The organism is Ruegeria sp. S84, assembly GCF_056583445.1.
The window spans coordinates 58,660-83,435 of record NZ_JBWPVF010000001.1 but is presented as its reverse complement, the minus strand read 5'-3'; the positions used below and the strand labels follow the sequence as shown (position 1 = coordinate 83,435).

General features: G+C 54.7%; 15 protein-coding genes and 1 pseudogene. 11 read left to right on the top strand and 5 right to left on the bottom strand.

From position 1 onward, the window contains the following. From AC1DFB_RS19125 to AC1DFB_RS19115, 3 genes are all read left to right on the top strand, one after another. A complete protein-coding gene (locus tag AC1DFB_RS19125) occupies positions 1–996 on the top strand; it encodes a helix-turn-helix domain-containing protein (protein WP_480922777.1) in 996 nt (331 codons plus the stop codon). A 317-nt stretch (positions 997–1,313) separates the two neighbouring features. After that, positions 1,314–2,330, top strand: coding sequence for a GlxA family transcriptional regulator (locus tag AC1DFB_RS19120; RefSeq protein ID WP_170394570.1), 1,017 nt, complete (start codon positions 1,314–1,316; stop codon positions 2,328–2,330). A gap of 108 nt (positions 2,331–2,438) precedes the next feature. Next, positions 2,439–3,587, top strand: coding sequence for an amidohydrolase (locus tag AC1DFB_RS19115; protein ID WP_480887530.1), 1,149 nt, complete (start codon positions 2,439–2,441; stop codon positions 3,585–3,587). Between the two features lie 89 nt (positions 3,588–3,676). Here the strand turns inward: AC1DFB_RS19115 and AC1DFB_RS19110 are convergent, their stop codons facing one another. Together AC1DFB_RS19110 and AC1DFB_RS19105 are read right to left on the bottom strand one after the other, a co-directional pair. Next, complete coding sequence (locus tag AC1DFB_RS19110) at positions 3,677–5,656, bottom strand: bifunctional 2',3'-cyclic-nucleotide 2'-phosphodiesterase/3'-nucleotidase (RefSeq protein WP_170611928.1); 1,980 nt, start codon at positions 5,654–5,656, stop codon at positions 3,677–3,679. 240 nt (positions 5,657–5,896) lie between these two features. Continuing rightward, positions 5,897–6,022, bottom strand: a pseudogene (locus AC1DFB_RS19105) (IS5/IS1182 family transposase); the annotation flags it as partial. A gap of 355 nt (positions 6,023–6,377) precedes the next feature. On the opposite strand from AC1DFB_RS19105, the gene AC1DFB_RS19100 reads away from it, so the two are divergent. The 3 genes from AC1DFB_RS19100 (at position 6,378) to AC1DFB_RS19090 (ending at position 11,116) form a co-directional block, all read left to right on the top strand. After that, positions 6,378–7,709: a nucleotide sugar dehydrogenase gene (locus AC1DFB_RS19100; protein ID WP_480760921.1), complete on the top strand. Its 1,332-nt coding sequence runs from the start codon at positions 6,378–6,380 to the stop codon at positions 7,707–7,709. Between the two features lie 360 nt (positions 7,710–8,069). Continuing rightward, positions 8,070–9,809 (top strand): type I secretion system permease/ATPase, encoded by a 1,740-nt coding sequence (locus AC1DFB_RS19095; RefSeq protein ID WP_170394562.1) that lies wholly within the window; start codon positions 8,070–8,072, stop codon positions 9,807–9,809. Further along, positions 9,809–11,116: an HlyD family type I secretion periplasmic adaptor subunit gene (locus tag AC1DFB_RS19090; RefSeq protein WP_170394559.1), complete on the top strand. Its 1,308-nt coding sequence runs from the start codon at positions 9,809–9,811 to the stop codon at positions 11,114–11,116. The genes AC1DFB_RS19095 and AC1DFB_RS19090 overlap by 1 nt, the downstream gene beginning before the upstream one ends. Positions 11,117–11,136: 20 nt before the next feature. Here the strand turns inward: AC1DFB_RS19090 and AC1DFB_RS19085 are convergent, their stop codons facing one another. Continuing rightward, on the bottom strand, positions 11,137–13,050 hold the full coding sequence (locus AC1DFB_RS19085; protein WP_480922776.1) for a dockerin type I domain-containing protein: 1,914 nt from the start codon (positions 13,048–13,050) through the stop codon (positions 11,137–11,139). Between the two features lie 348 nt (positions 13,051–13,398). Here AC1DFB_RS19085 and AC1DFB_RS19080 point away from each other — a divergent pair, with 348 nt between their 5' ends. The 5 genes from AC1DFB_RS19080 (at position 13,399) to AC1DFB_RS19060 (ending at position 22,097) form a co-directional block, all read left to right on the top strand. Further along, entirely contained in the window at positions 13,399–17,253 is a 3,855-nt protein-coding gene (locus AC1DFB_RS19080; RefSeq protein ID WP_480922775.1) for an Ig-like domain-containing protein, read from the top strand. Between the two features lie 64 nt (positions 17,254–17,317). Beyond that, entirely contained in the window at positions 17,318–18,124 is an 807-nt protein-coding gene (locus tag AC1DFB_RS19075; RefSeq protein WP_480922774.1) for a SapC family protein, read from the top strand. Between the two features lie 367 nt (positions 18,125–18,491). Then, positions 18,492–18,674, top strand: coding sequence for a hypothetical protein (locus AC1DFB_RS19070; RefSeq protein ID WP_480922773.1), 183 nt, complete (start codon positions 18,492–18,494; stop codon positions 18,672–18,674). Beyond that, positions 18,671–20,803: a type I secretion system permease/ATPase gene (locus tag AC1DFB_RS19065; protein WP_480922772.1), complete on the top strand. Its 2,133-nt coding sequence runs from the start codon at positions 18,671–18,673 to the stop codon at positions 20,801–20,803. The genes AC1DFB_RS19070 and AC1DFB_RS19065 overlap by 4 nt, the downstream gene beginning before the upstream one ends. After that, a complete protein-coding gene (locus tag AC1DFB_RS19060; protein WP_170407840.1) occupies positions 20,787–22,097 on the top strand; it encodes an HlyD family type I secretion periplasmic adaptor subunit in 1,311 nt (436 codons plus the stop codon). Before AC1DFB_RS19065 ends, AC1DFB_RS19060 begins: the two co-directional genes overlap by 17 nt. 74 nt (positions 22,098–22,171) lie before the next feature. On the opposite strand, the gene AC1DFB_RS19055 is transcribed toward AC1DFB_RS19060, so the two are convergent. Together AC1DFB_RS19055 and AC1DFB_RS19050 are read right to left on the bottom strand one after the other, a co-directional pair. Next, a complete protein-coding gene (locus AC1DFB_RS19055; RefSeq protein WP_170394537.1) occupies positions 22,172–22,873 on the bottom strand; it encodes a response regulator transcription factor in 702 nt (233 codons plus the stop codon). Beyond that, positions 22,874–24,775 carry a PAS-domain containing protein gene (locus AC1DFB_RS19050; protein WP_480887540.1) on the bottom strand — a complete coding sequence of 634 codons (1,902 nt, stop codon included), beginning with the start codon at positions 24,773–24,775 and terminating at the stop codon, positions 22,874–22,876. Between the last annotated feature and the right edge of the window lies 1 nt (position 24,776).

Below are 24,776 nucleotides of genomic sequence, written 5' to 3'. Positions count from 1 at the left end.
ATGAAGCATTATGTCCCTGCAAATGACCATGCGCATTTGACCGAAACCACGTTGGCAAGACCTAAACGAGATCATCATATCGAGATCATTCTTTGCGAGGCCGAAGCGGAAGCATCGGCAGATATGCTGGTTGATTTCTATCGTGCCCTGAATGAACTGAACGAAGGCCATACATACATTACAAATATCCGCACCATTGCCGACGGCGCGGCGGGCGGACCCTTGCACTGGGCCGGGCGAACCGCGATTTTCTGGGGGGACATCTACAAAAGCTGGCCTCTGACACCGTCGGACAAAACCTGGATCGCCCAAGTATTGAACCTGTCCTACCGATCAATTCTCGTTGGCGGTGCAGCGTTTCTTCTCGCCCAGACTAGTCGCGCAACCAAGCGGATTGCATCGGTTCACCCCAATTTTTCTGCCGCAGCGCAAGAGGTTGGCCTGATCGACGTCGGTTCGGGTACATATTGGTCCTCAGATAGCCGCACCCATAGCGCATCAACCAGATTGGGCACGTTGCGTTTGTTGTCCGATTTTGTTGCCTTTGATCACGGCGAGCATCTGGCCGAGTCAGTACGCAGCTATATCGGGTTGGCCGACAGGCAAACTACATGCGCAAGCCAACTGGCAGCTCGATTGATCAGACGTTCAAAAGCCGACCCAATGGTGCGACAGGTTGTTGAAAAGATGCAGAACAATCTGGAGGATCCGCTTAGGATACCGGAACTTGCGATGGCGCTTGGTGCATCAACGCGCCAGTTACAGCGGCGGTTTCTGGACAGAACGGGTGTAAAACTGCTGACGACGTATCGGGAACTTCGCCTAGAACGGGCCTATGGTCTGCTTCAATTTACCGAGATGACCTATCTTGAAGTGGCGACCGCTACGGGCTTTTCTTCCACAAGTGCATTGGTGCGTGCGTTCCGGGATCACTATGATGCATCGCCCGAAAGTGTACGAAATCGGCGATTTGCAGGCAAAACTCAGGCTGTTTAGCTTGATCGTGTGAATCGACAGCGCAGTCGAATGCGGTTGATATCACACTGGGCCTGAACTTTTGGCATTCACCATTCATGAGGTTGACGACAGATACGATTGTTAGTCCAGTTAACAATGCTTTGCCACCGGCCCAAATATTGGCCCGGCTAAATCCTCAGTTGCCGTCTTTCAGACAAGCTCGCAGCTACGCGCTGGCCAATTGTTGTCGTAGGACCTCTCGCTTGAGATCTGCGAAGTTGATACGCTGGTGTTTCGATCGATACGATATTGTACGGGCCGGTTATCCATCCAGGTCCGCACTGGGAAAAGAGAGCATGAAACCTAGGAATTTCGTTCCGAAAGGGGCCGCGACGTTCGACATCGATTATGACGGATCATCCAACGAGATCTATTTTCTGTTGCTGCCGAAACTCACCATGCTTGCCTTTAGCGCAGCGGTTGAACCGCTGAGGATCGCCAATCAGGTCACCAACAAAGAGCTCTACAAGTGGTTTCTGATCTCTGAGGATGGGAACCCTGTTCGATGCTCCAATGGAGTCGAAATAGCAGCTGACTTGGCTCTGCATAATTTACCGCGATCATCCAGATTGTTTGTGTGTTCAGGGATCGAACCATCGGAAAGCATTAATTCAACGATCCTTTCGTGGATCAGCCGTCAGAAAGCGTTTGGCTGCAAGCTTGGTGGAATTTGTACCGGCGCATTTACGCTGGCCAAGGCAGGCATGCTGACCGGCAAGAGGTTCACACTGCATTGGGAAAACCAACCCGCCTTTGTTGAACACTTCGAACACCTGACACCATCGGCTAACCTGTATGAGATTGACAATGATCTGATGACCTGCGGTGGAGGTAACGCGGCAACCGACATGGTACTGGACATGATTGAAACCGACTTCGGAAAGGATCTGGCCATCATCGTCTCGGACATGTGCATCCACTCACGATCCAACAATCAAAAAACGCTCCAGAAATCCGCGTTTTCTGTCGCGTTGGGCAGTCGGAACCAATACCTGATCAACGCCATCCAGATCATGCATGAGAATCTGGAAGAGCCTCTGGATATCTCTGAGATCGCCAAGATCGTTCAGATTTCTCGCCGACAGTTGGAGCGGCTGTTTCAAAAGTATGTCGAGGTTTCCCCGGTACAATTCTACATCGAGTTGCGTGTGGCGCGCGCCTACGCGTTGCTAAGCGAAACAGAAATGACCGTTGCTGAAATTGCGGCCGCCACGGGTTTTGGCAGCGCGACCCAACTGACAGTTCGGTTCAAGAAACGATACGGCGCAGCGCCGACTTCATTCAGGCGGGGCTGGTCGGGACAGAACGATTGAGAGATGCCGTGCCGGTGGACCCGTCTGCCATCGTACTCTACCAATCAGGGCTAGAGTCCGAGTTCGCCCCGCTCGGATAGCACCTATAATCTGGGAACATTAACCGCCATGGAATTGAACCAACCCGAACTTCGCCAACTTAGGCGGTCATTCCACAGACACCCCGAATTGGGCTTCAATGAAACGAAAACCAAAGCCAAAGTTGCGGCGCTGCTACGTCAATACGGGCTTGAAGTTCATGAAGGCGTGGGCGTGGTGGGTATCCTCAGGGCCGGTCAAGGCAACCGCGCGATCGGATTACGCGCAGATATGGACGCGCTACCCATTCAGGAAGCCAGCGATCATGATTACGTGTCACAAAATACCGGCATTATGCACGCCTGTGGCCATGATGGTCACATGACGATGCTGTTGGGCGCAGCAAAGACTTTGTCCTCGGATCCCGGTTTCAGCGGCACGGTGGTGTTCCTGTTTCAACCGAATGAAGAGCTTGGCCTGGGGGCCAAAGCGATGCTGGACGAAGATGTCCTAACGCGATTTCCAATCGAAGAAGTCTACGCCATACATAACCTGCCCGGGGCACCCGTCGGGCAGATGTCGACCCGAACCGGTTTAATATGCACATCGGAAAGCCTTTTCGAAATTACGATCAATGGGCAAGGCGGCCATGCGTCCATGCCGCAGTCTGGACGTGATGCGCTAACCGTGGGGGCAGAAATCGTTCTGGCGCTTCAGACAATTGTCGCACGCAAGCTGGCCCCGGGCGCCGGGGCGGTTGTGTCAGTGACCGAATTTCTGACCGACGGGCAGCGCAACGTTCTACCTGGAACGGCAACGCTAAAGGGTGATGCGCGGGCTCGCAGCCCTGAAGATCGAAACAAGATCGAAGAACACATGCGCAAGATTGCACATGGCATCGCATCCGCCCATGGCGTCGAAGTCCAAGTGGATTTCAAAACCGAATTCATCGAAACAGTCAACGCACCGACCCCGACCGAGGCTGCCATCCGCGTCGCGCAGCTATCCGGGCTGGACACACTTCCCAATCGTCAACCGATGAGCTTTTCAGAGGATTTCGCGCATTTTTGCAAAGCCGTACCCGGCTGCTTTATCCTATTGGGCAACGGTGAATCCGGCCCCAACGGTCAACCGCTGCATTCGAACGACTACGATTTCAACGATGCGTTACTGCCGATCGGCGCGGAATTCTGGGCAAATCTCGTGCACGATAGGCTTCCGCTTCAAGACGAAGACTGAACGGGGCCCAGCAACATAGCACCTTCGAACGGCCGTCAGATGAATGATCTAAGACGGCCGCTCACACTATAATTTGGACCTTACCCTTGCTAGAGCCTGATGCGGAATGCCGCAAACCCATCAGCGCCTTCACCGGCATCCTCGATGGTGACGCCTTTGACTTCGCCCATGTAGTCGCGTGCTTTTGGACCAGTTTCAAACAACACGGTAGTGTCAGAAAGCGGCGCGAACGACCAGTTTGCATCGGCCTTGGGATCGATTGTTCCTTGCTCGACGATATACCGCACGATCACGTCGCGGTTGGTGTCAGGGGCTTCGAACACGACGGTATCACCCATTGCGCCCGGGAAAGAGCCGCCGCCCGAAGCACGATAGTTGTTGGTGGCAATGATGAACTCCATGTCATCCGTGACCGCCTCACCGTTGAAGGCCAAATCTACGATACGGGCTGCATCCGGGTTGATCTCTTCCCCCTTGGGTCCAAAGCGCGACGGTTGCGATAAGTCGATCTGGTAGGTCACACCGTCCATCACGTCGAAATTGTAAGACGGGAAGTCCGGGTTTAGCAAAATCGCATCCTCTGATCCCGCCTCGATCTGGTTGAACATACCCGCCGAGCGTTCCAACCAACCCCGAACCTGTGCACCGTTCACCCGCACCGCGCGCACGGTATTGGGATACAGGTAAAGATCAGCCACGTTTTTGATCGCAACATCGCCCACCGGAACATCTGTGTAATAGTCCGGGCCGCCGCGACCCCCTGCCTTGAACGGCGCTGCAGCCGATAGAATGGGCAGACCCTCATGTTCGGTGCCCTTCATCATCTCTTCGACGTACCATTTCTGCGCGATCGAGACGATTTGCACCGATGGGTCATCCGCAACTAACGCGAAGTAGCTGTGCAGCGGAGCCGAAGTCTTGCCGACCGCGCGGCGTACATAGGCCAGTGTTTCGTCGTGATCTTTCGCGACCGAGTCCAGCACCTTCTGATCGTCGCCAACAAGTGCCGTGATCGAACGATCTTCGTTGCGCTTTGAAATCGGGCGCGCTTCAGACGTGGTCGTCACCACGCGCCATTCGTTTCCGTCGCGCTCAAGCAGCAGGTCCAGCAGGCCAAGATGCGACCCCCAGAAGCCGCCCATGACCGCAGGTTTACCCATCAAGGTCCCCGTTTCGACATCAATTCCAGGGCGATCCGCAAAGGTAGCGGACGGGAATACCAGGTGATTATGCCCGGTCACCAGCGCATCGATGCCATCAACCCCCGCCAAAACGACCGAAGCATTTTCCATTCCATCAGCATGATCAGCATCCCCAATGCCTGAATGCGACAGGGCAATGATCAGGTCACACCCTTGTTCTTGCATCTCGGGTACGTAAGCCTGCGCCGTTTCGACTATGTCACGCGCCTGCACGTTGCCTTCCAGATGCTTGCGATCCCAGTTCATGATCTGAGGCGGAGTAAATCCGATGACACCAACCTTGATCGGATGCTTGCTGCCATCCCCCATTTCAATCTCACGCTCAAGGATGGCATAGGGCTTCACCAGAGTCGTATCATCGCGGGGGGATGCCCCAGTCTCTTTTGCAACATTGGCCAGAACCACGGGGAATTCTGCACCAGCAAGCGCTTTATCAAGGAAATCTAGGCCATAGTTGAACTCGTGATTGCCCAAAGTGGCAGCGTCATAACCAACAGTATTGAAGGCAGTGATGATCGGATGGCTGTCGCCTTCTTTCATGCCCCGCTCATAGGCGATGTAATCGCCCATCGGATTGCCTTGCAGAAAATCTCCATTATCGACGAGCAGCGAATTTGTCGCCTCGGAACGAATCTCATTGATGATCGAAGCGGTCCGCGACAGCCCGACAGTATCGCGCGGTTTGTCCGCATAGTAATCGTATGGGAACACGTGAACATGGATGTCAGTGGTTTCCATGATCCTCAGATGCGCCTGATTGTTGGCCGCCGCCGCCGAAAAGGGATGCAAGGTGATGGCAGCAGCGCTGGCGGTCGTAGTGGCAAGAAACTGACGGCGCGAAATCAAACTACGATTGGAATAGGACATAAGGCACCTCTCAGGTTTGTAGATCGACGCGTGTTCTGGATGCTTTTCACAACAAGGGTATGACAGTGAAGATCTTTGCATCAAACATGTCGAACTTGGGGGTAGGATCCTAAAAGCCTATTGTATTGAATTGCTCAGTCCAAGCCACTTTACGCACCAAAGGCGATTGCAGCGAACTGCCCCCATCGTCAGTCCATCCAACCAATGGATGGCGGTTTCCGCGAGAGCGCTAGCTGAAAGTCAGACCCCCGAACAGCGGTCAAAGAGCGCCGCAACGCGCATTAGACCCTTGAGCCTACCGGACGTGATCTCGACGCGGTTTTGCCGTCTGTACCAACGCTTGTCATATTTGACCGGGGTCTTGCGCGGACCATAAACGGCATGAGCGGCACGTCAGCGCATATCATTGTGAATGAAAAAGACTATTTCTCTCAATACACACCTATCGTCGAACCGGGGCTTTCTAGGCGACTTCGGGATGAAGGGTCTAGGCGTGCTATCTGCGCGTCAGCCAGCCGATGAACTCAATCATGATTTCAGTTCAATTTTCCAATCGGGAAAAAAGTGAAAGCTGCAAGTCAATGGCTTCCGAACTTGACGAAGTTACAATGGCCAAAACTGTTTGCAAAGCAAATACCCATTGCCTTTTCCACCAAAGCAACTAGTAGAGACGCGACTTCGTATTCGGGCCCCCTCTGACTTTCCTGCGCAGACTTAGATAATGAGCGATTTTGTCATGACACAGACATCACTGGACAACCTGCTACACAAACTTAATGCGAAGCAGGCTGTGATCGGGATTGTTGGACTGGGATATGTCGGACAGCCCCTGGCCCTCAGATATACCGAAATTGGATACCGGGTCATTGGCTTCGACCTGGATGCCACAAAGGTGCAGGACTTAAACTCCGGTCACAGTTCGATTGAGCATATCGACGATGCCCGCATCACAGCGGCACGGGAAAATAGGTTCGAGGCTACCACGGATTTTTCGCGTATCGCTGAGGCGGATGGCATTATGCTTTGCGTGCCAACGCCACTCAACAAATATCGCGAGCCTGATCTGAGCTTTGTCACCGACACGTGCGATCAGATAGCAGATCATTTGCGTCCGGGTCAGGTTATTGCGCTGGAAAGCACAACTTATCCAGGCACAACCAAAGAAGAAGTTTTGCCTCGGCTTGAGAAGAACGGCCTCAAGGTCGGCGAGGATATTTTTGCGGTCTACTCACCTGAACGGGAAGACCCAGCCAACCCGGATTTTACCACCAATACCATCCCAAAGGTTGTCGGCGGGCATACAGGCGCCTGCCTGAAAGCGGGTATCGCGCTTTATGAACACGCAATTGATAAACTTGTACCAGTAAGCTCGACTGAAACTGCCGAGATGACAAAGCTTCTGGAAAATATCCACCGGGCGGTAAACATTGGCCTTGTGAACGAGATGAAAATCGTTGCTGACCGCATGGGGATCGATATTTTTGAGGTTATCGACGCGGCCGCGACCAAACCCTTCGGGTTCACGCCTTACTATCCGGGTCCGGGACTTGGAGGGCACTGCATCCCTATCGATCCATTTTACCTGACCTGGAAAGCACGTGAATACGGCATCAACACACGCTTCATCGAATTGGCCGGTGAAGTGAACACGGCGATGCCGGAATATGTGTTTGGCAAACTCGCCAATGCGCTGAATGATCGCAGCAAAGCGATTCGTGGCAGTAAAATTATGGTTTTGGGCATCGCGTACAAAAAAAATGTCGACGACATGCGTGAGAGCCCTTCTGTCAGCTTGATGGAGCTGATCCGAGACAATGGCGGAGACCTCAGCTACTCGGACCCCCATGTGCCCGAGTTTCCCACGATGCGGGAACACTTCTTCGAATTGTCATCTGAGACCCTTACCCCTGAGGTTCTGTCGGAGCAGGATGCAGTTATTCTGGCGACTAATCACGATGCCTTTGATTATGAGTTGATCAAAAAACACGCGAAGCTCCTCATCGACACCCGCGGTAAATACCGTACCTCTGAGCAAAATATTGTTCGTGCTTAAATGAAACTGCGACCGGCTCTGCGTAGCTGGGCCGGAACATCTGGCGGATGGTACTTAGGAACGGCTGTCGCTCGTATGACCGCTTACGCGGGACCAAAACTCTGAATGGTTTGACGGTGTCCTAAGCGCTGGATGAATGCGCTGAGAATTGGACCCGCAAGGTAAAAATGTCGGCACTTTCCTGCCATTCCAATCAATTCATCGGTACGAACACCGCCTAAACAACTGGCGCCGCATGAAACGCGCGTTGTTCCGGTGCAGGTAGGCAGATATAGTTGCGGGAAATGTCAGGCCGCCTTCGGGTACAGGAAGATTGGCTGTTGACGAGTTCCAATTGTGAGCAATCAAGGGCCAAAACGCGTGAGCTTGAAAAACCGCAACACCCCGCCTCAGCGCCATGAGCTGCGAAAGGTGCGTAATCAGGGGAACAGTTTCCTGGCGCTTGCCTTCATTTTCAGCGTTTTTGTCAATCTGCTTATGCTGACCGGACCGCTGTTCATGCTGCAAGTGTATGATCGGGTCCTTGGGTCACGCTCGGTCGAGACTTTATCAGCGCTATTTCTGCTTGTCGCGCTGCTTTATGCGCTGATGGCGATGTTGGACTATGCGCGCGGCCGAATTGTGGCTCGGTTCGGAGCGCGATTTCAATCAGCACTCGATGAACGCGTGTTTGAAGGGACCATGCGACGCGCATTGTTCCCACAGGTTCGATCAGCACCTGCGACAGCATTGCGAGATCTAGAATCGATTCGTGCATTATGTGCCTCGCCCGTTTTGTTGGCGGTAATGGACATCCCTTGGACTCCAATCTTTGTGGCTGCAATTTTCCTGTTCCACCCGTTGCTAGGCTGGTTGGCCGTCGCAGGCGGAACGCTTCTGGTTGTTATCGCCCTACTAAACCAAGCGTTGACCCATCGCAAAGTGGCAGATGCTCAAATCGCCTCTGCCAAAGCAAATGCATTTTCTGAACACGCCAGACAAGCTGCCGAGGTCGTCAGATCTCAGGGCATGCAGGAAGATGTCTCAAAACGCTGGTTGAACCAACGCACCGAGGCGCTTTCTCAATCCATATCCGCAAGCGACTGGACCGGCAGCTTTACTTCGTTGACCAAGTCTCTGCGGCTGTTTTTGCAATCCGCCATGCTGGCGCTTGGCGCGTTGCTGGTTCTGCGCAACGAAATGACGCCCGGTGCTATGATTGCTGGCACGATCCTTCTAGGTCGCGCTTTGGCTCCGGTCGAAATGGCGGTGGGTCAATGGTCGATGATCGAACGCGCGCGCACGGCATGGATTAACCTGAACACATTTCTTGATTCAACGCCCCCCGAGGCGTCGCGCACCAAACTGCCCGTTCCCAAAGCACATCTTGTCGCAAAGGGCCTGACGGTGATCCCTCCGGGCGCGAAGACACCGACACTACGGAATGCGGCACTTGAGTTGCGCCCCGGCACAGCTCTGGGTGTGATTGGTAAAAGTGGGTCTGGCAAAACAACCCTAGCCAAAGCGTTGTTGGGCCTTTGGCAACCGGCGGCAGGGGAAATCCGTTTGGCCGGCGCTACACTTGATCAATACGACCCTGATGATCTTGGGCAACATATTGGCTATTTGCCACAGCAAGTGACCCTCTTTAACGGAACGGTTGCTGAAAACATCGCCCGGATGTCACAAACCCCTGATCCCGAAGCTGTAGTTGCCGCAGCGAAAACAGCCAATGCGCATGAGCTGATTCTGGGGCTTGAGAAAGGATACGATACCTTCCTTGAGGGCAATGACAGCCAGCTTTCCGGTGGGCAGAAACAGCGGATCGCATTGGCGCGCGCTCTCTATGGTAATCCGGTATTGTTGATTCTGGATGAGCCAAACTCGGCCCTGGATGCAGACGGAACCCTCGCCCTGAACAATGCGGTCCGCGAGCTCAAGAGCGCGGGCAAATCCACGATTATCATGACGCACCGGCCTCAAGCGATCTCGGAATGCGACGATCTTGTCGTTGTCGAGAAAGGCCAGATCGTCAAATCCGGTGGGCGCGATGAAGTTTTGAACACGATGGTCCAAAACGCCAACGTTATCAAAAGGCACCTGAACAAGGTGGGTGAATAATGGCAGATAAGAGTTCACGTCCCGTTTGGAGTATCAAAGCGCCCGCTTTTGTCGGCCTTTTGGCTCTGGCAGTTTTGATCCTGGGACTGGGATTATGGAGCGTCCGCACTGAGCTGGCCGGTGCTATTATCTCGCAAGGTGTGATCGAAGTTCAGAGCAATCGTCAGGTCATCGAACACCCCGATGGTGGCGTTGTAGGCGAGATATTCGTACGTGACGGTGACGCAGTGGCGCGTGGGGACATGATGCTGCGGCTTGACGATACGTTTTTGGCCTCGGAGCAAACGATCGTGGAATCTCAGCTATTTGAGTTACTTGCCCGAAAGACCCGGCTAGAGGCTGAACGGGATGGTGCGAACGCAGATACGTTAAAGCAAAATCTGCAAGAGCTCAAAGCCCGCGAATCGATCGACGACGATCTGTTGGAAGGCCAACAACGTCTGTTCAACGCCAGGTTGGAAACGCTGACCCAGCAGATCGACCAGCTTGGGAAACAGAAAATACAGATCCAGAACGAGATTGAGGGGACGCAGGCGCAATTGGCGTCACTGAATACTCAGGTCGAATTGATCAGAACGGAGCTCGAAGATCAGCAAGGTTTGCTTGATCGCGGCCTGACACAGGCCAGCCGCGTTTCTGCATTGCAGCGGGAAGAGGCAAATCTAACAGGGCAAATCGGCAGCCTCGAATCCACAGTTGCGCGACTGACAGGCCAGATCGCCACGACCGAGATTCAAATTGTTGAATTGCAGGCCACGCGGCGCGAAGAAGCCATCACCGAGCTTCGGGATGTGCAGTCTCGCGTTGTAGAACTGGCGGAACGTCGTCTTTCCCTTTCCGAGCGTTTGTCGCGTCTAGACATCCGTGCACCCGTCGCTGGCACAGTTTATGACAGTCAGGTTTTTGCCATCCAGTCTGTGATCCAGCCGGGTGAGCCGATGATGTATGTAGTGCCGCAGGATACGCCCTTGTTGGTCGCAGCACGGGTGGATGCGTTGCATGTGGATCAGTTACATCGCGGACAGGAAGTCGCCCTGCGCTTTCCCGCATTCAATCAACGCGACACGCCCGAGCTGAATGGCCGTGTGATCAATGTCTCAGCAGATTCATTCACAGATGAGACGAGCGGCTTTACCTTCTACCGTGCTGAAGTTGTGCCTGACGAAGGACAACTGGACCGTTTGAATGGTCAGGAACTGTTGCCGGGTATGCCTGTCGAAGCCATGATCAAAACTGATGAACGCACTCCGCTTTCCTACCTGGTCAAACCATTGGCAGATTACTTCTACCGCGCGTTTCGAGAATAGCACCGATCACGCAATCGCATTCAAACTGCCTCGATATTGCCAAGCAGTATTGAGGTCATGTCGACCGACAGATCACTATCAACAATTGTGACCTCTGCTCCGGTTTCGTAGGTGACGTTGCTGCGTGAAATTCCGGATAGATCCGCATTTGCATCCAGAAAAACCCACTCAGCGTTGTGCGCAGAAGGCTGGCCGACCGCAACCTGAAGAATTGCCAGTGCATCCAACGCGTTTACCGATCCGTCCCGGGTGATATCGGCCGCAATGTAATTTTCGGCCGTTGCCGGACCCCATGTCGGATCAAGTCCAACCGACATGCGCAAAACCTGCAATGCATCCAGCGCTGTTATCTCGCTGCTTGCCGTTAAATACGATTTGATGATGTCCAATTGGCCGGAAAACGCGCCGTCTGGTAGATCCAGATCAAATTCACCTTGTGCATTTGCCTGCGCAACAACTGCAGACCCTCCGTCTGGGGTGAACCGGATTTCAGCATTTCCCAACGCTGCGTTTGGAGTCGTCGAATTCAGCGTGAACCCACCAGCTACCCCGTCTGATGAGTTGTTATCCGGCCCGCTACCCAGATTGACAGGAATATGATCGGGACCACCAAACCCTGCGCCGAATACCTGCTCATTTGTCAGGGACGTGCCATTAGCTGAAACAAGTTCTATCGTTTCGTCGCGATAAGCGATTTGGGCGCCTCGAGCGGTGGAAGTGAAATCCAACTGCGCTGGGGTGCGCAGAAAAGGATAATCCGTCAGATCCAAACGGTCGGTGCCGGCCTGAAAGTCCGTGATCACAGTCGGGCCACTTGTTTGACGGATCACAAAGATGTCCGCGCCAGCACCACCCGTCATGGTCGTGGAACTGGTGCCCGTAATCAGCATATCGTCCCCTGCTCCGCCGTCCAGAATAGTGTCCAGTACACCGCCTTTTAGCATGTCGTCCTGCGCGGTTCCGGTTACTGTTCCGAACCCTTCGGCAACAATTCCAAGGTCGGCAATCGGTACGCTCAGCTGAGTGAGCCCTGCATCCTGTTGAGATGATACAAAAATCTGCAGCTCATCCCCCATATGCGCAACGCTGATCGTTTGGACATTTTGCAATCCACTGTCCAGGGTATCAGCAAAACTATCCATATGGATGAGCTGCCCGTCCGGCGTCATTGTAAACAGCGTGATCCCATCATCCCCGCCCCCAGCCACCACGAAAACCCGACCATTAACTTCAAGAATTGAAAGATCCTGTACGGCCCCAAACCGGGTATGCAGGGTATCCAGAATATGATCCGTCGGCTTTAACTGCCCGCTGGCGTCCAATTCCATAACGCTTAGCGAATTGCTCTGCGATCCGGCCACAACAATCCATGACTTTCCATAGGCTTGAATTGTCTCAACCGCCGTAGGAGAACTGATGCCCAGCGTTTGGATATCGTCATTACCGGCAACCTCAGAGAGCACGCCACTGCCTTGATCGATCGAATATGACGAGATTGTTCCACTGGTTGCATCTGCGCCAACAATGAAATGATTCGACCCCGATTGCAGGGTCTGAAGCGTACTGGCAGACGCGTTGATGCTATGCGCCGGGCTCAGCGATCCATCACCATTGATACTATAGGTGCCGATCTGGCCTGTGTCCTCATGCGCAAGCGCAAGCAAGTCGCCAGCCCCAATCGTTACCTGGACCGCTGCAGCAATATCCCCGCCGCCCGACAAGGCATTGGTTTCTTGCAAGGCACCGATAGTGCCATCCGCGTTTAGTTCATAACCCACAAGCCCTGTGGCAGTATCGACGTCGAGGACCAGTTGATCATTGCCCGCCAGATGAATCGGGGTTCCGCTGTGCCCGACCTGATAGGCAATCGAGGCATCGAAATATTGTTGGTCCTGTTCTTGTGGGCCAGCCCCCTCCACAAGGCGCCAAGACACGAGCCCTCCCCGGATCCGCTCGTGCTGTAAAGATACGTTTCCCCGTTAAACGTTTTTAAAGCCGTATCGCCGATACCTGAATCGAGCGCTGCGGTCCCCGTTGCCACCACTCTTTCGAACTGAAGCATCATCGCCCGTTACCCCCTGCCACCCCTGGCAACACATTCAGGATGAAGCGATGTTCGGTTCTGAACCAGAACAGAAATGTGGTGAAAACAAGGACTTCAGTTCCAGATTAACTCAAATTTTTCGCAGCGGTCGAATGGCTCAGAAGATCAAACCACAGACCAGATCGGCCGAAAACAGCATATCACGCAACGACCAGCGTCCATCTAATGAGAGGGCAAAATGACCAAAGATACCGTTTCGACCAATAAATCGACCACGGACGCCGGGCCCGATGCGCAACGTACGCGCCATATCCGCAAATGGTTCGACAAAAAACTTCAGCGATGGATAGGACGCGGGGTTGCTGGCGGCCTTGGCTCGACACTATTCGCATTACCAGCTCTTGCGCAGGCCACCGATGAACAGCTTGCGTCTCATCAGTTTGCTGAGTCAATTCCGGGCGTTCGGGTGGCAAAGCTGCTTTCGAATGGCGACGTGCAGCTGAAACTGACAGATGGGCGGACGATTGTTGTCTCTGCCGAGAACGTACAGATTCTGGAAAACGGCACCATAATGGTCGCAGATGAAGTCGTCGGCGAAATTGCACAATTAGGTCTAGCCGCAGAGGCCGCAGGTGCGACCGCAGCGACCGCAGGTGGCGTAAGCGGTGCCGGGCTGGCCTTGGGCGGGCTGGGAATAGCCGGTGCTGCAGCTGCCGGTGGCGGAGGCGGCGGCGGTGGAGACAGCGACGATGAAACTGATGCCGAACCCACCGTTACCCCCTCACCTCCTCGACCGCCCAGCCTGAACCTGGCTGAGCTGCAATCAAACGCATTGAGCAATCTCAGCAGCCAAACAACAGCGCCGGATGGAACAACGACTGTCGAAGTTACCATCGGATCGGTGACAAAATCAGTCACTCCTGCAGGCGACGGAAGCTGGAGCGTTTCACTGACGCAGGCCGAGGCAGCGGCCCTGCCTCAGGGGATCTCGGATGTTTCCGTGCGCCATCTGGATGGTAGCGGGATGGAGCTATCGGCTGAAACCGCAAGGTTCGACGTTGATACCATTCCGCCGGTCCTGACCATCGATACATTCTCGGCGGGTGCGGTAATGAATGCTGCAGAACAAGGTACAAATCTCGAAATCTCTGGCACAACGGATGCCGAGAATGGGCAGACCGTAACGGTAGCGATTGGTGGGCAATCCTATAGTGGCACCGTTTCGGGCGGCGGCTGGAGCGTTTCGGTGCCCGCTTCAGATCTTACCACGCTGCCAGACGGGTCAAGCGTCACGGTGACGGCTGATGTATCGGATCGCGCTGGGAACCCAGCAGCTCAGGCCAATGGAAGTTTTGACACTGATCTGACCGCGCCTGATCTGACATTAAACCCAGTGGGTGGCGGTTCAATAGATCTGGCCGATGTCGTTGGGGATCTTGTCTTGTCGGGCACGACCACAGCTGAAAACGGCCAGATGGTCAATGTATCTTTCGACGGTCAGGATTACACGGGTTCTGTATCGGGCGGCAGTTGGTCAGTGACGATCCCGAATGCCGATTTGTCTGGTTTGACTACCGCTGTGCCCGCATCCGTTTCAGTTGCCGTCAGCGACACTGCAGGCAATCCGGCAACACCGATATCAGTATCCGTTCCGGTCGATCTTACGGGCCCATCAATTGCAATCACTCCCTTGTCGGTCGGGGCTATCCTGAATGCGGTCGAAACCGGATCTGACCTGGTCGTAAGCGGGACAACAGGGAACGTAACCGACGGGCAGCAGGTAACAGTAACCCTTGATGGGCAGACTTATACCGACTCGGTCTCGGGCGGCAGTTGGAGTGTGACAATCCCCAGCGCCGATCTCATTGCGCTTGCCGATGGCGGAGACTTCAATATCACAGGCGACGTGACGGACGCCGACGGCCTTGTCGCCCCGCAAGCCAGCGTCAACTTATCCAAAGATGTCACCGCCCCAACTCTGAGTATCGACAGTTTTTCGGACGGAGCGGTTTTGAATGCTGCGGAACGTAGTACGAATTTGACCATTGCGGGCACTACATCCGCCGAAGATGGTCAGACAATCACCGTAAATCTGAACGGCCAATCCTACACTGGACAGGCCTCAACCGGGGGTTGGTCGGTGAGTGTCCCCTCGGCGGATTTGGCGGCGCTACCCGATGGGGCCACGATCAGCGTGACAGCGGATGTCTCGGATGCCGCCGGCAATCTGGCGATACAGGCGACCAACAGCTTTGACACGGACTTCACCGCCCCGTCGCTCGCCATATCATCACTGTCAGGTGGAGCGGTAGTCAACCTGACCGAACAAGCAACGGATCTGGTGATCTCGGGAACTTCTGATGCGGCCAATGGTACGCAAGTTTCGGTACAGATCATCCAATCCGGAGGTGCGATTCTGACCGGCGGAACCGCCACTGTAAATGGTGGCATCTGGACATTCACAGCGGCTGCTGCCGATTTGAGCAGCCTGCAGGACGGGCAAACGTATGACGTGAACGCCTCAATCACGGATGCGGCTGGCAACACGAATGCTGCGACTACCAGTTTCAGCACCGACCTCAGCGCACCAACAATTGCATTGAACCCGCTTTCGGTTGGATCGGTTCTGGATATCGTTGAACAGGGAACAGACCTCAATGTGTCGGGGACAACAAATGCCGAGGACGGGCAGATTGTAACGATTAGCCTTAATAACCAGACCTACAGTGCGGTGGTTTCCGGTGGCTTGTGGAGCACAAGCATTCCTTCGGCGGATTTGGCCAGTTTGGCCGATGGAGGCAATTTTGCGGTCACGGCATCGGTTCAAGACACCGCAGGAAACCCGGCAAACGATGCGACAATCATGTTGGCCACGGATTTCAAACCTATCCTCTACATCGATGATCTTGGTGCCAATAGTGCCGTGTCGCTGAGCGATGCACAAAACACTGGAATGACCGTATCAGGCAGTTCCGCAGGCCTGTCAGCCGGACAAGCGGTCGATGTTACACTTAACTCGGTCTCGCTTGGTTCGGCGACGGTTGCGGCCGATGGGAGCTGGACCCTGTCCGCGCCTGCCGCAAGCTTTGCCTCGATTGAAGCGGGAGACGCCCTCGATTTCGCGGCACAGGCGACAGTCGCAGGCGGCCCCGATCCTGATCCGGTGTCCGAACACGCGATTGCTCATGTTCCGGCGGCCTACACCATCGTTGAAGCCGGTCGCAGTGGAACGACAGTGACGTTCGAGGTCTACGCAGATTCCGATCGCGATATCTCAAGCGGTCTGGCCTTTACCGCCGAGCTGGGGTTCGATCCTTCGGTGGCGACCTACGATAGCGGCTCCGAGACAGAAAACCCTGACTTCAATCTCTTTCTGGCTAACCCGAATGGAGGTTCCGCAATCAGTTTCGCGGGCGCGGCCACGAGCTATGGGGACTTATCGGAGCCTGTGGTGACATTTGCCATGACAGTTCAGGACGCGAGCCAACCCATCGTTTTGACGTTGACCACTCCAGACGGAGGGCCATCACAGCTCCATCTCGGCACCAGTGGGAATGATACCATTACGGGCTCGGATGTTGATGATGTCATCCGCGGCAACCAGGGCGACGACACCATAGATGTGTCCGGGGCGGGTCGAGACGTCATCGTTTTCGAAGCTGACCCATCTTCAAATGGCATTGATACGATCAATGGTTTCACACTGGGCCCAGCAGCCAGCGTTTCTGACGCCTTGATGTTCCAGGGGTTGAATACCACATCGCTTCGCGGCGACGGGACCGGTGTGGAGACCTTGGTGGCCGGCGGCACAATTGGTGCCAACACCGGGTTCGTCGGGCTGGAGACCACGCTTTCGGACCTTGATCTGGATACAATCACTAGCGCAGCCGAAAACCTGAATGGTGCTCAATCAGGTGATGAGATGTATCTGCTGGCAACGGACGGCACTGACAGCATTCTGGTCAAGGTTGACTACTCTGGCCCAGATTCGGCGTCGGTCGAAGCGCTTGCACAGTTCGATGGCCTTTCCGATCTGAGCAGTTTGTCCGACGACAACATCCTGATCACTGACCCAACTGGCGCTTCAGCCTAAACGGCGCTCGTAGCTTGGGGCGATGCACAAATGTAGCCTCGCCTCTTCAGAACAAGAGGATCACATGGCAGAGAACGGCCTTTTCCCAGTCAGCCTTGTACGGCACAGGAATCGATTCTGGCGCCGGTTCACATCATACCAATTTGTTGCAGAGATGGACGCCTGTCCCATCGTCATCTCAGAAGTTCCGCAAATTGCCACATCTTTTCCGATTGTGTTCCTGTCAAACCAAACAGGTTTTTCTCCCGTCGCACTATTCTCAGTCATCCCGGAAATGGCACCGCCCTTCGTCGACCAAAACGGTCGCTGGCTTGCGCCTTATGTGCCCTCAGCGTTGCGTTGCTTTCCATTCCAGGCAGAAGCTTTAAAAAAGGGCGACTCTCGGTCACGTCTGTTTGTCGACGAGGATTCAGGGTTGGTAACACATGACCCTAAGGACCAACCAATTTTTACAGTGGACGGACTTTTGACGCAGGATCTCTGCCGTGTGCGCCGCTTTCTGCAAAATCGCCTGGCCTCGGCAAACAAAACGGACCAAGTCTGCTCTTTGATCGCTGAAATGGGTCTGCTTGTACCACTGGACGAACAGAATGGCATCACTTTGACCGAGGGTTACTGGGGCGTTGATCCAATTCTGCTGGAACGATTGCCCGAGTCTAACAAATTGGCCCTGCTTTCCAGCGGCGCGCTACGGCTGATTCACGCTCATCAAGTATCCCTGTCGCATTGCACGTGGCTGTCCAGTGCGCAGAGCCAATCAGGCACGAGGAGTTCAGAACAAAACGACACCTTTGGCGGATTCATGACTGCACTTGCTGAAGAGGTTCGGCACGGGCAATGCAAGGAGGGCGCGATCCATGCAATGGGTTAAGTTCGGGCTTGGAATCCTTGGCATAACAGCGGAGTTGCTGTCAGTTTCAGCCTGCACCTCAACGCCCAACCTAGCCGATGTCGAGACATCTTTAACGCGAGGAACGACCGGAGCAAGCGCAACAGCACGATCTAAAAAACTGTCAAAGAACGCTTTTGACCAACAAGTGCGAAAGGCTGTTCAGAGCAGTTCGATTGTGGCACGAAGTGGGTCCAAAACAAGGACAATCCAAGCTTACCAGAATGCCGCTGGCGGTGCATTTTTGGCTCAGGCTTTATTGGGGTTGATAGCACGGCCCGTTCAGACGAACTCCATTAGTAGTGAAGTGCCGTCTTACTTGCGGGTATCAAACGGTCATGAATCTAGAATGGGTGTATTGACCGCGAAATCCCGAGTGTCGGGTACGAAACGCAACTACATGCAGCTACAGGAACGGCTGATTCTGGCAGAGCAGAACTTCGCTTTGGCCAATCACGCCTCATCGAGCCTACCCGAGACCATTCTGGGTTCTCCGGGGTTCACGATGGACACGCTGGATAAGTCGCTATGAATGTTGATCGTGCAACTCTGACCGAATTGGAAGCTTGCTTGTTGAATGTCGCAGCGACACTTGAGCGGCCATTGACAGTTGCAGCACTGAACGCCTGCCAATCTGGTGATACAGGTGAGTTGACCGTGCGCGATGCGATGTACGCGGCACAACGAGCAGGCCTGCAGGTCGGGTTTGGTGCGCGAAAGCTGTCGGCATTTGATGCACCGCTGGCACCCGCGATCTTGTTGTTGGAAGGCGATCGCGCCGTTGTGTACCACGGGCGCACGCGCAATGGCGATCTATTGCTTTACGACCCCACTTTGGATGACGGTATCGGAGAGGTTCCCGAAAGCGGCGTGGACGAAGTCTACACGGGCTATGCATTGTTGTTTCGACCCTTGCACCGCGACGAGGTTAACGCAGATCAAGCGGATCAGCGGGGTCATTGGTTCTGGTCGTCCCTTTCCGCAAACCGCTGGTCTTATGTTCAGGTGGCGCTGGCTGCGGCGATGGCAAACGTTCTGGGGCTTACGACCTCAGTCTTTATCATGATCGTCTACGACCGGGTCTTGCCCAACGAGGCGACCGAGTCGCTGATTGCTTTGACGCTTGGCGTGGGGTTGGCGCTTCTTTTTGACTTCGCGCTGAAGCTCCTTCGCGCGGGGTTCATAGATCGCGCCGGCCAGAATGCTGACATGTCCATGGGACGGCGAGTATTTGACCAGGTGCTGAATATTCGCATGTCGTCCCGAACGGGCTCAACGGGTGCAATGGCCAGTACCATCCGCGAATTCGAAACTTTGCGTGAATTCTTTACTTCTGCCACACTCGTCGCTGTCGTAGACTTGCCATTCATCGCGGTATTCATATTCGCGATCTATATGGTGGGCGGCCCGCTGGCGCTTGTTCCGGCACTCGCTGTACCAGTCGTTCTTCTCAGCGGACTGGCTGTTCAACCGATCCTGTCGCGTCTTGCTGAACAAAGTTTTGCAGACGGACAATCCAAGCAATCTGTTCTGGTTGAGGCTGTATCAGGCTTGGAAACCATCAAGACAACCGCCGCCAGTCGGCAGATGCGAATGCGGTGGGAAGGTGCAATTGCACGCCAGTCAAACTACGGATCACGCAGCAGGGCCGTTACTCAATTTGCCCTGAACCTAACTGGATTTACTCAGCAGGCCGCGCAAGTACTTATCGTCTTTTATGGTGTATTTCTGATCACGGATGGCCTGACGAGCATGGGGGCACTTGTTGCGTCGGTGATGCTGACCGGCCGTGCCCTGGCACCGCTGGGACAATTGGCGCAAACCCTGACACGTGTCAATCAGGCACGCAGTGCCTACCGCAATCTGGACACGTTAATGCAGGCAAGCAATGAGCGGCCTGAAGGCAAATCTTGGATCAGCAGATCCGAGTTTTCCGGGCGGATAACGTTTAACAATGTTCATTTCGCATATCCCGATCAATCGGAAGACGCGATGAAAGGTGTTTCATTTACAATCGAACCCGGTGAAAAAGTCGCTGTCCTGGGCCAGATCGGGTCGGGCAAGAGTACGATTGCGCGACTGCTGTTGGGCCTCTACCAACCGCGCGTGGGCTCGGTGATGTTGGACGGGCTGGACATTCGCCAGATTGATCCCGGCGACTTGCGGCGAAATATTGGTTCAGTCTTGCAAGACATCTGGCTGTTTTCCGGTACCGTCCGGGAAAACATTGCCAGCGGGTCGGTGCGCCCGCGTGATGATGAACTGATCCGTGCAGGGCGCATTGCAGGTGTCGAAGATTTTATCGCGCAGCACCCACGGGGCTATGATCAGCCTGTAGCCGAACGAGGAGAAGGATTGTCAGGTGGTCAAAGGCAGGCGATTGCATTGGCCCGGGCGCTTATCGGGCATCCTCCTGTCCTGCTGCTGGATGAGCCTACGAGTGCGATGGACGTCAAATCCGAATCCGAAATTATACGCCGCCTTAAAAAGACCACGCCAGATACCACGATGATCATTGTGACGCACCGAACCAGCCTGCTGGAACTGGTTGATCGGGTCATAGTGATTGAGGATGGCAAAATTGCGATGGATGGACCCAAAAACATCCTGACGCAGGCAGTTCGCAAACCCGGGAGGCATCTGAATGTCGCGGCATCCTGATCTGGAAAGCCTCGCCCGTGAAATGCGTGGAGGGTCACCGCTGCGGGGATCATTGCTGCTGCTCCTGATACTCAGTTGTTTGATAAGCGCCGTCGCCTGGGCTCATTTAACTGAACTCGACGATGTCGTGAGGGCAGATGGGCGTATCGTGCCATCCGGCGATATTCAGGTGATCGAAGCGACCGAACCCGGTGTTTTGCGGTCCGTTCACGTGCGCGAGGGTCTGGTGGTTGAGGCTGGTACATTGCTGATGGAGCTGAATACTACTCAGATCGAACGAGAGTTGAGCCAAGAGCAACAGCGTGCCTTTGGTTTGATGGCCCGCGCACAACGACTACGTGCCGAAATCGATGGGGCTGAGCTTGAGTTCGACGACGATCTTCTGACTGGCGCGCCAGATGTCGTGCGGTCGGAGACTGCGCTGTACCACGGTCGGCAAGCAGAACTTGAAGCTGAGATTGCAATTCTCTCTCGACAGCGCGAACAGCGGCAACGCGAGTACGAAGAGGGATTGGTTGACCAGGTCACGTCAACCGAGACCCTGAATGTGTTGGCCGATGAGCGCGCTATGATGGTGCCGTTGGTCGAACAGAAGATGGAACCGGCAACAACCCTTTTGGCCCTGCGCCGTAGCGAGGCGGAATGGAAAGGCCGCAAGGTCAGAGCAGAGGCGATGATCAACCGGTTGAAGGCCGGGCTGGATGAAGTGGATGACAAGGTCCGCGCGACGCGCAGTCGGTTTCGTAGTGCCGCACTAACTGATCTGGCTTTGGTTTCGGCAGAGCTTGCTGCCTTGCAACCTGCCCTGCCCTCTTTGCGTGACCGTGCGTCTCGCGCGCTGATCCGGGCCCCCGTACGGGGTGTCGTAAACCGGGTTCACCGGACGACGATCGGCGGGATGGCCCGAAGCGGTGAGGAACTGATTGAGATTGTTCCGTTGGACGACAGATTGTTGGTGGAAGCCTATGTCCGGCCCAAGGACATCGCCTTCCTGCACCCAGAGCAAAAGGTCAAAATCAAGATCACGGCCTACGATTTTTCGCGGTACGGCAGTCTGGATGGTGAGATCGTTCGAATCGGTGCCGACACCATCACTCGCTCGGAACGAAGTGAAGAAGAGGTTTTCGTCGTCGAAATTCAGACTTCAGACACGATGTTGGATGCGGGTGGTACAGCGGTTGAAATCATCCCAGGAATGATCGCTCAAGTCGATATTCTGTCAGGCCAAAAGTCAGTTCTTGATTATCTGATCCAACCTGTTCTGAAGATAAAAGACGAGGCGCTGCGCGATTGAAGAGAACGACAGATGGGCAGCAGATAGCCAAGCGCCAGCCGATAGACATCTTAGGCGTCGGGGGGGACCGACGACTAAGACCAGGTCACGTCACCAAGAAAGATATATCCCGCACCATATATCGTTTTAATAAGGCGCGGGTTTTTGGGATCTTCGCCCAGCTTCGTTCGCAAGCGGGAAATCCGAACATCCATAGCGCGGTCAAAGCTGTCACCTGCCCCGCCACCCAACATGTCCTGCATGCGCGCGCGGCTGATCAGGCGTTTGGGACTTTCAAGAAACAATCGCAGAACCTCACCTTCGGCGTGGCTGAAAGGTGTCTCGACGCCATCGGCATTGATCAAGACATATCGATCAAACTGTGCGGTCCAACCATTGAATTCGGCTATGTCTGAATTCGGCGTTGCTGGTCCAGTAGAGCGTAGCCGGGCGCGGACCCGAGCAATTACTTCGGCTGGATCAAATGGTTTGGTGATGTAATCATCTGCGCCAAGCTCCAATCCCGTTACCCGGTCCTGTACCTGAGCGCGGCCTGAAATGATGATGACGGCAGCACCTTGCTCAAGCGCCAGTTTGTGCACAAGTGCAAGACCGTCGGTATCCGGCAATGATAAATCCACCAAACACAGATCCGGAGTGACCCTTTTCAGCGAAGCTTCAAATTCACGGGCACGTGAAAAGCTCTGAGTTTGAAACCCGGCATCTTCCAGCGCTTCCGTTAGGATACGGCGGATTTCAGGTTCGTCATCGAGAATGGTCACCAAAGGTTGTGTCATTCAGGCGGCCTCGGTTCGGATCAACGCCGACAATTGCGACGATGTGAATGGTTTGCTTAGGACAGGTGCACGGGTCAATGCCTGATGATGCAGCGGGTCATTTAGCGGCAGCGACGTCATCAGTATACAGGGCAACGCACCATTCAGGCGGTCGACAATGTCGATCCCAGTGCCTTCGCCCTCCAGCTTAATATCTGATAGAACCAGCGCGATATCACCGATTTCCGACGTCAATGTCAAAGCTTCATCGACCGAGCTTGCCTCGATCACCGAACACCCCAAATCGACCAGCATGTCCCGGAACTGACTGCGCAGTTCATCGCTGTCTTCAACCAACAATACGAGACCCGCTTGCGCGGACGGGGCAGGACGGTAGGGCAAACGTATCACGACCGAAGCACCAGAAGGCGTGTTGCGCAAATTAAGGTCACCGCCCGCCAGCTTTACCGTGTCGTAGACCATTGGAAGTCCCAACCCCGAGCCATCGCTGCCTTTGGTGGAAAAGAATGGGTTTAACGCCTTCTTTAATGCTTCCCCGGTAAACCCCGGGCCAGTGTCCGACACCGTGATCTCAACCCATATTGTCCCGATTGCATGCGCAGTGATCGTGATCTGGCCCGATGTGCCGCAAGCATCCCGCGCATTCAGAACCAGGTTCAGCAGTGCATCCTGAACCATGCCGGGATCGAGCATCAGCGCCTTGTCGGGTAGAGTATTGACCACCGACAACCCCATGCCCCGCGGCAAGGACGGGGTGGCGAGGATCCGCAAATCCTCAAGTAAACCGCGCATATCCGTCGCCTGAGGTTGAGGCGTGCGATTGCCGGTCATGTCTGCGATGCGATTCAGCAATTGCCCCCCGCGTCGGGCAGTTTGTTGCGTAGCCGTGACTAGCTGATCGGCTTCCTCGGGCAGATTCATCCTCTCTAATCGCGCCTGCATGCCCAGAATGATGGTCAGCAAATTAGAAAAGTCATGGGCAAGCCCGCTTGTCATCTGCGCCGCCATGGCTCTGCGCCGCGTTTGCTGAAGGGCTACACGGGCTTGAGTTTCTTCGGTGATATCCACCGACATGACATAAACACCACCCGCTTTGTCCGGGGTGAATGATACCCGAATGCGGCGTGAATCCTGATCTTCGGTAAACTCGAAAACCGAAGGTTGGCCTCCATAGGCCTGTTCCAGATGTGGCTTTACCCGGTCATAGGCAGATGACCCCAAAGCCTTTGATATATGAAGGCCCAGAATGTCAGACGGACGGCCGGGCATGACCGAACTGAGGCGGCGGTTTGAGTAATCGTATCGTCCATCGGCATCCAGATGCGCGATATGAGCCGGCATCATCTCGGTCGTCATCCGCGTACGGGCCTCGATCTCGGTCAGTTGACGCTTGGCTTCTTCCAGCGCGGTGATGGTTGCGGCCAGTTTGCGGTTTGTTGCGGAAAGCTCTTCGGCATGGCTCAGAAGTTGGCCAGACAGTTCTTCTGAACGGGCACGCAGCAAATCTTCTACCCGCTTCGTACGAGTTATGTCGGTATAGACGGCCACCCAACCCCCATTGGGCAAAGGTGCACCTTCGACCGAGATCACCTGACCATTGGGCCGGGTGCGCTCCATATAATGCGGCTCGAACGCGAGGGCCTGTGAAACGCGTAGCTCGACCATCTCGTCAACATCGCCGACCGAACCGTATTCCCCGCGGCTAGCGAGAAAATATATGGTGTCGCGAAACAGAGCCCCCGGCTCGACAAGTTCGTTTGGCAGGTCGAACATTTCCTGAAACCGCAGGTTGCTGACCACGAGACGCAATTGGCTGTCATAAATTGACAGCGCCTGACCGATCAGGTTCAGGCCAGCCGTGGTCATCGCCTTGATGCGCTGTTCGGAAATGTCCAAATTCATC

Coding starts and splice junctions, on each gene's coding strand:
- AC1DFB_RS19115 (WP_480887530.1), top strand. CDS start 2,439: ATGGAATTGAACCAACCCGAACTTCGCCAACTTAGGCGGTCATTCCAC.
- AC1DFB_RS19060 (WP_170407840.1), top strand. CDS start 20,787: ATGTCGCGGCATCCTGATCTGGAAAGCCTCGCCCGTGAAATGCGTGGA.
- AC1DFB_RS19080 (WP_480922775.1), top strand. CDS start 13,399: ATGACCAAAGATACCGTTTCGACCAATAAATCGACCACGGACGCCGGG.
- AC1DFB_RS19100 (WP_480760921.1), top strand. CDS start 6,378: ATGAGCGATTTTGTCATGACACAGACATCACTGGACAACCTGCTACAC.
- AC1DFB_RS19065 (WP_480922772.1), top strand. CDS start 18,671: ATGAATGTTGATCGTGCAACTCTGACCGAATTGGAAGCTTGCTTGTTG.
- AC1DFB_RS19055 (WP_170394537.1), bottom strand. CDS start 22,873: ATGACACAACCTTTGGTGACCATTCTCGATGACGAACCTGAAATCCGC.
- AC1DFB_RS19120 (WP_170394570.1), top strand. CDS start 1,314: ATGAAACCTAGGAATTTCGTTCCGAAAGGGGCCGCGACGTTCGACATC.
- AC1DFB_RS19070 (WP_480922773.1), top strand. CDS start 18,492: ATGGGTGTATTGACCGCGAAATCCCGAGTGTCGGGTACGAAACGCAAC.
- AC1DFB_RS19110 (WP_170611928.1), bottom strand. CDS start 5,656: ATGTCCTATTCCAATCGTAGTTTGATTTCGCGCCGTCAGTTTCTTGCC.
- AC1DFB_RS19125 (WP_480922777.1), top strand. CDS start 1: ATGAAGCATTATGTCCCTGCAAATGACCATGCGCATTTGACCGAAACC.
- AC1DFB_RS19075 (WP_480922774.1), top strand. CDS start 17,318: ATGGCAGAGAACGGCCTTTTCCCAGTCAGCCTTGTACGGCACAGGAAT.
- AC1DFB_RS19050 (WP_480887540.1), bottom strand. CDS start 24,775: ATGAATTTGGACATTTCCGAACAGCGCATCAAGGCGATGACCACGGCT.
- AC1DFB_RS19090 (WP_170394559.1), top strand. CDS start 9,809: ATGGCAGATAAGAGTTCACGTCCCGTTTGGAGTATCAAAGCGCCCGCT.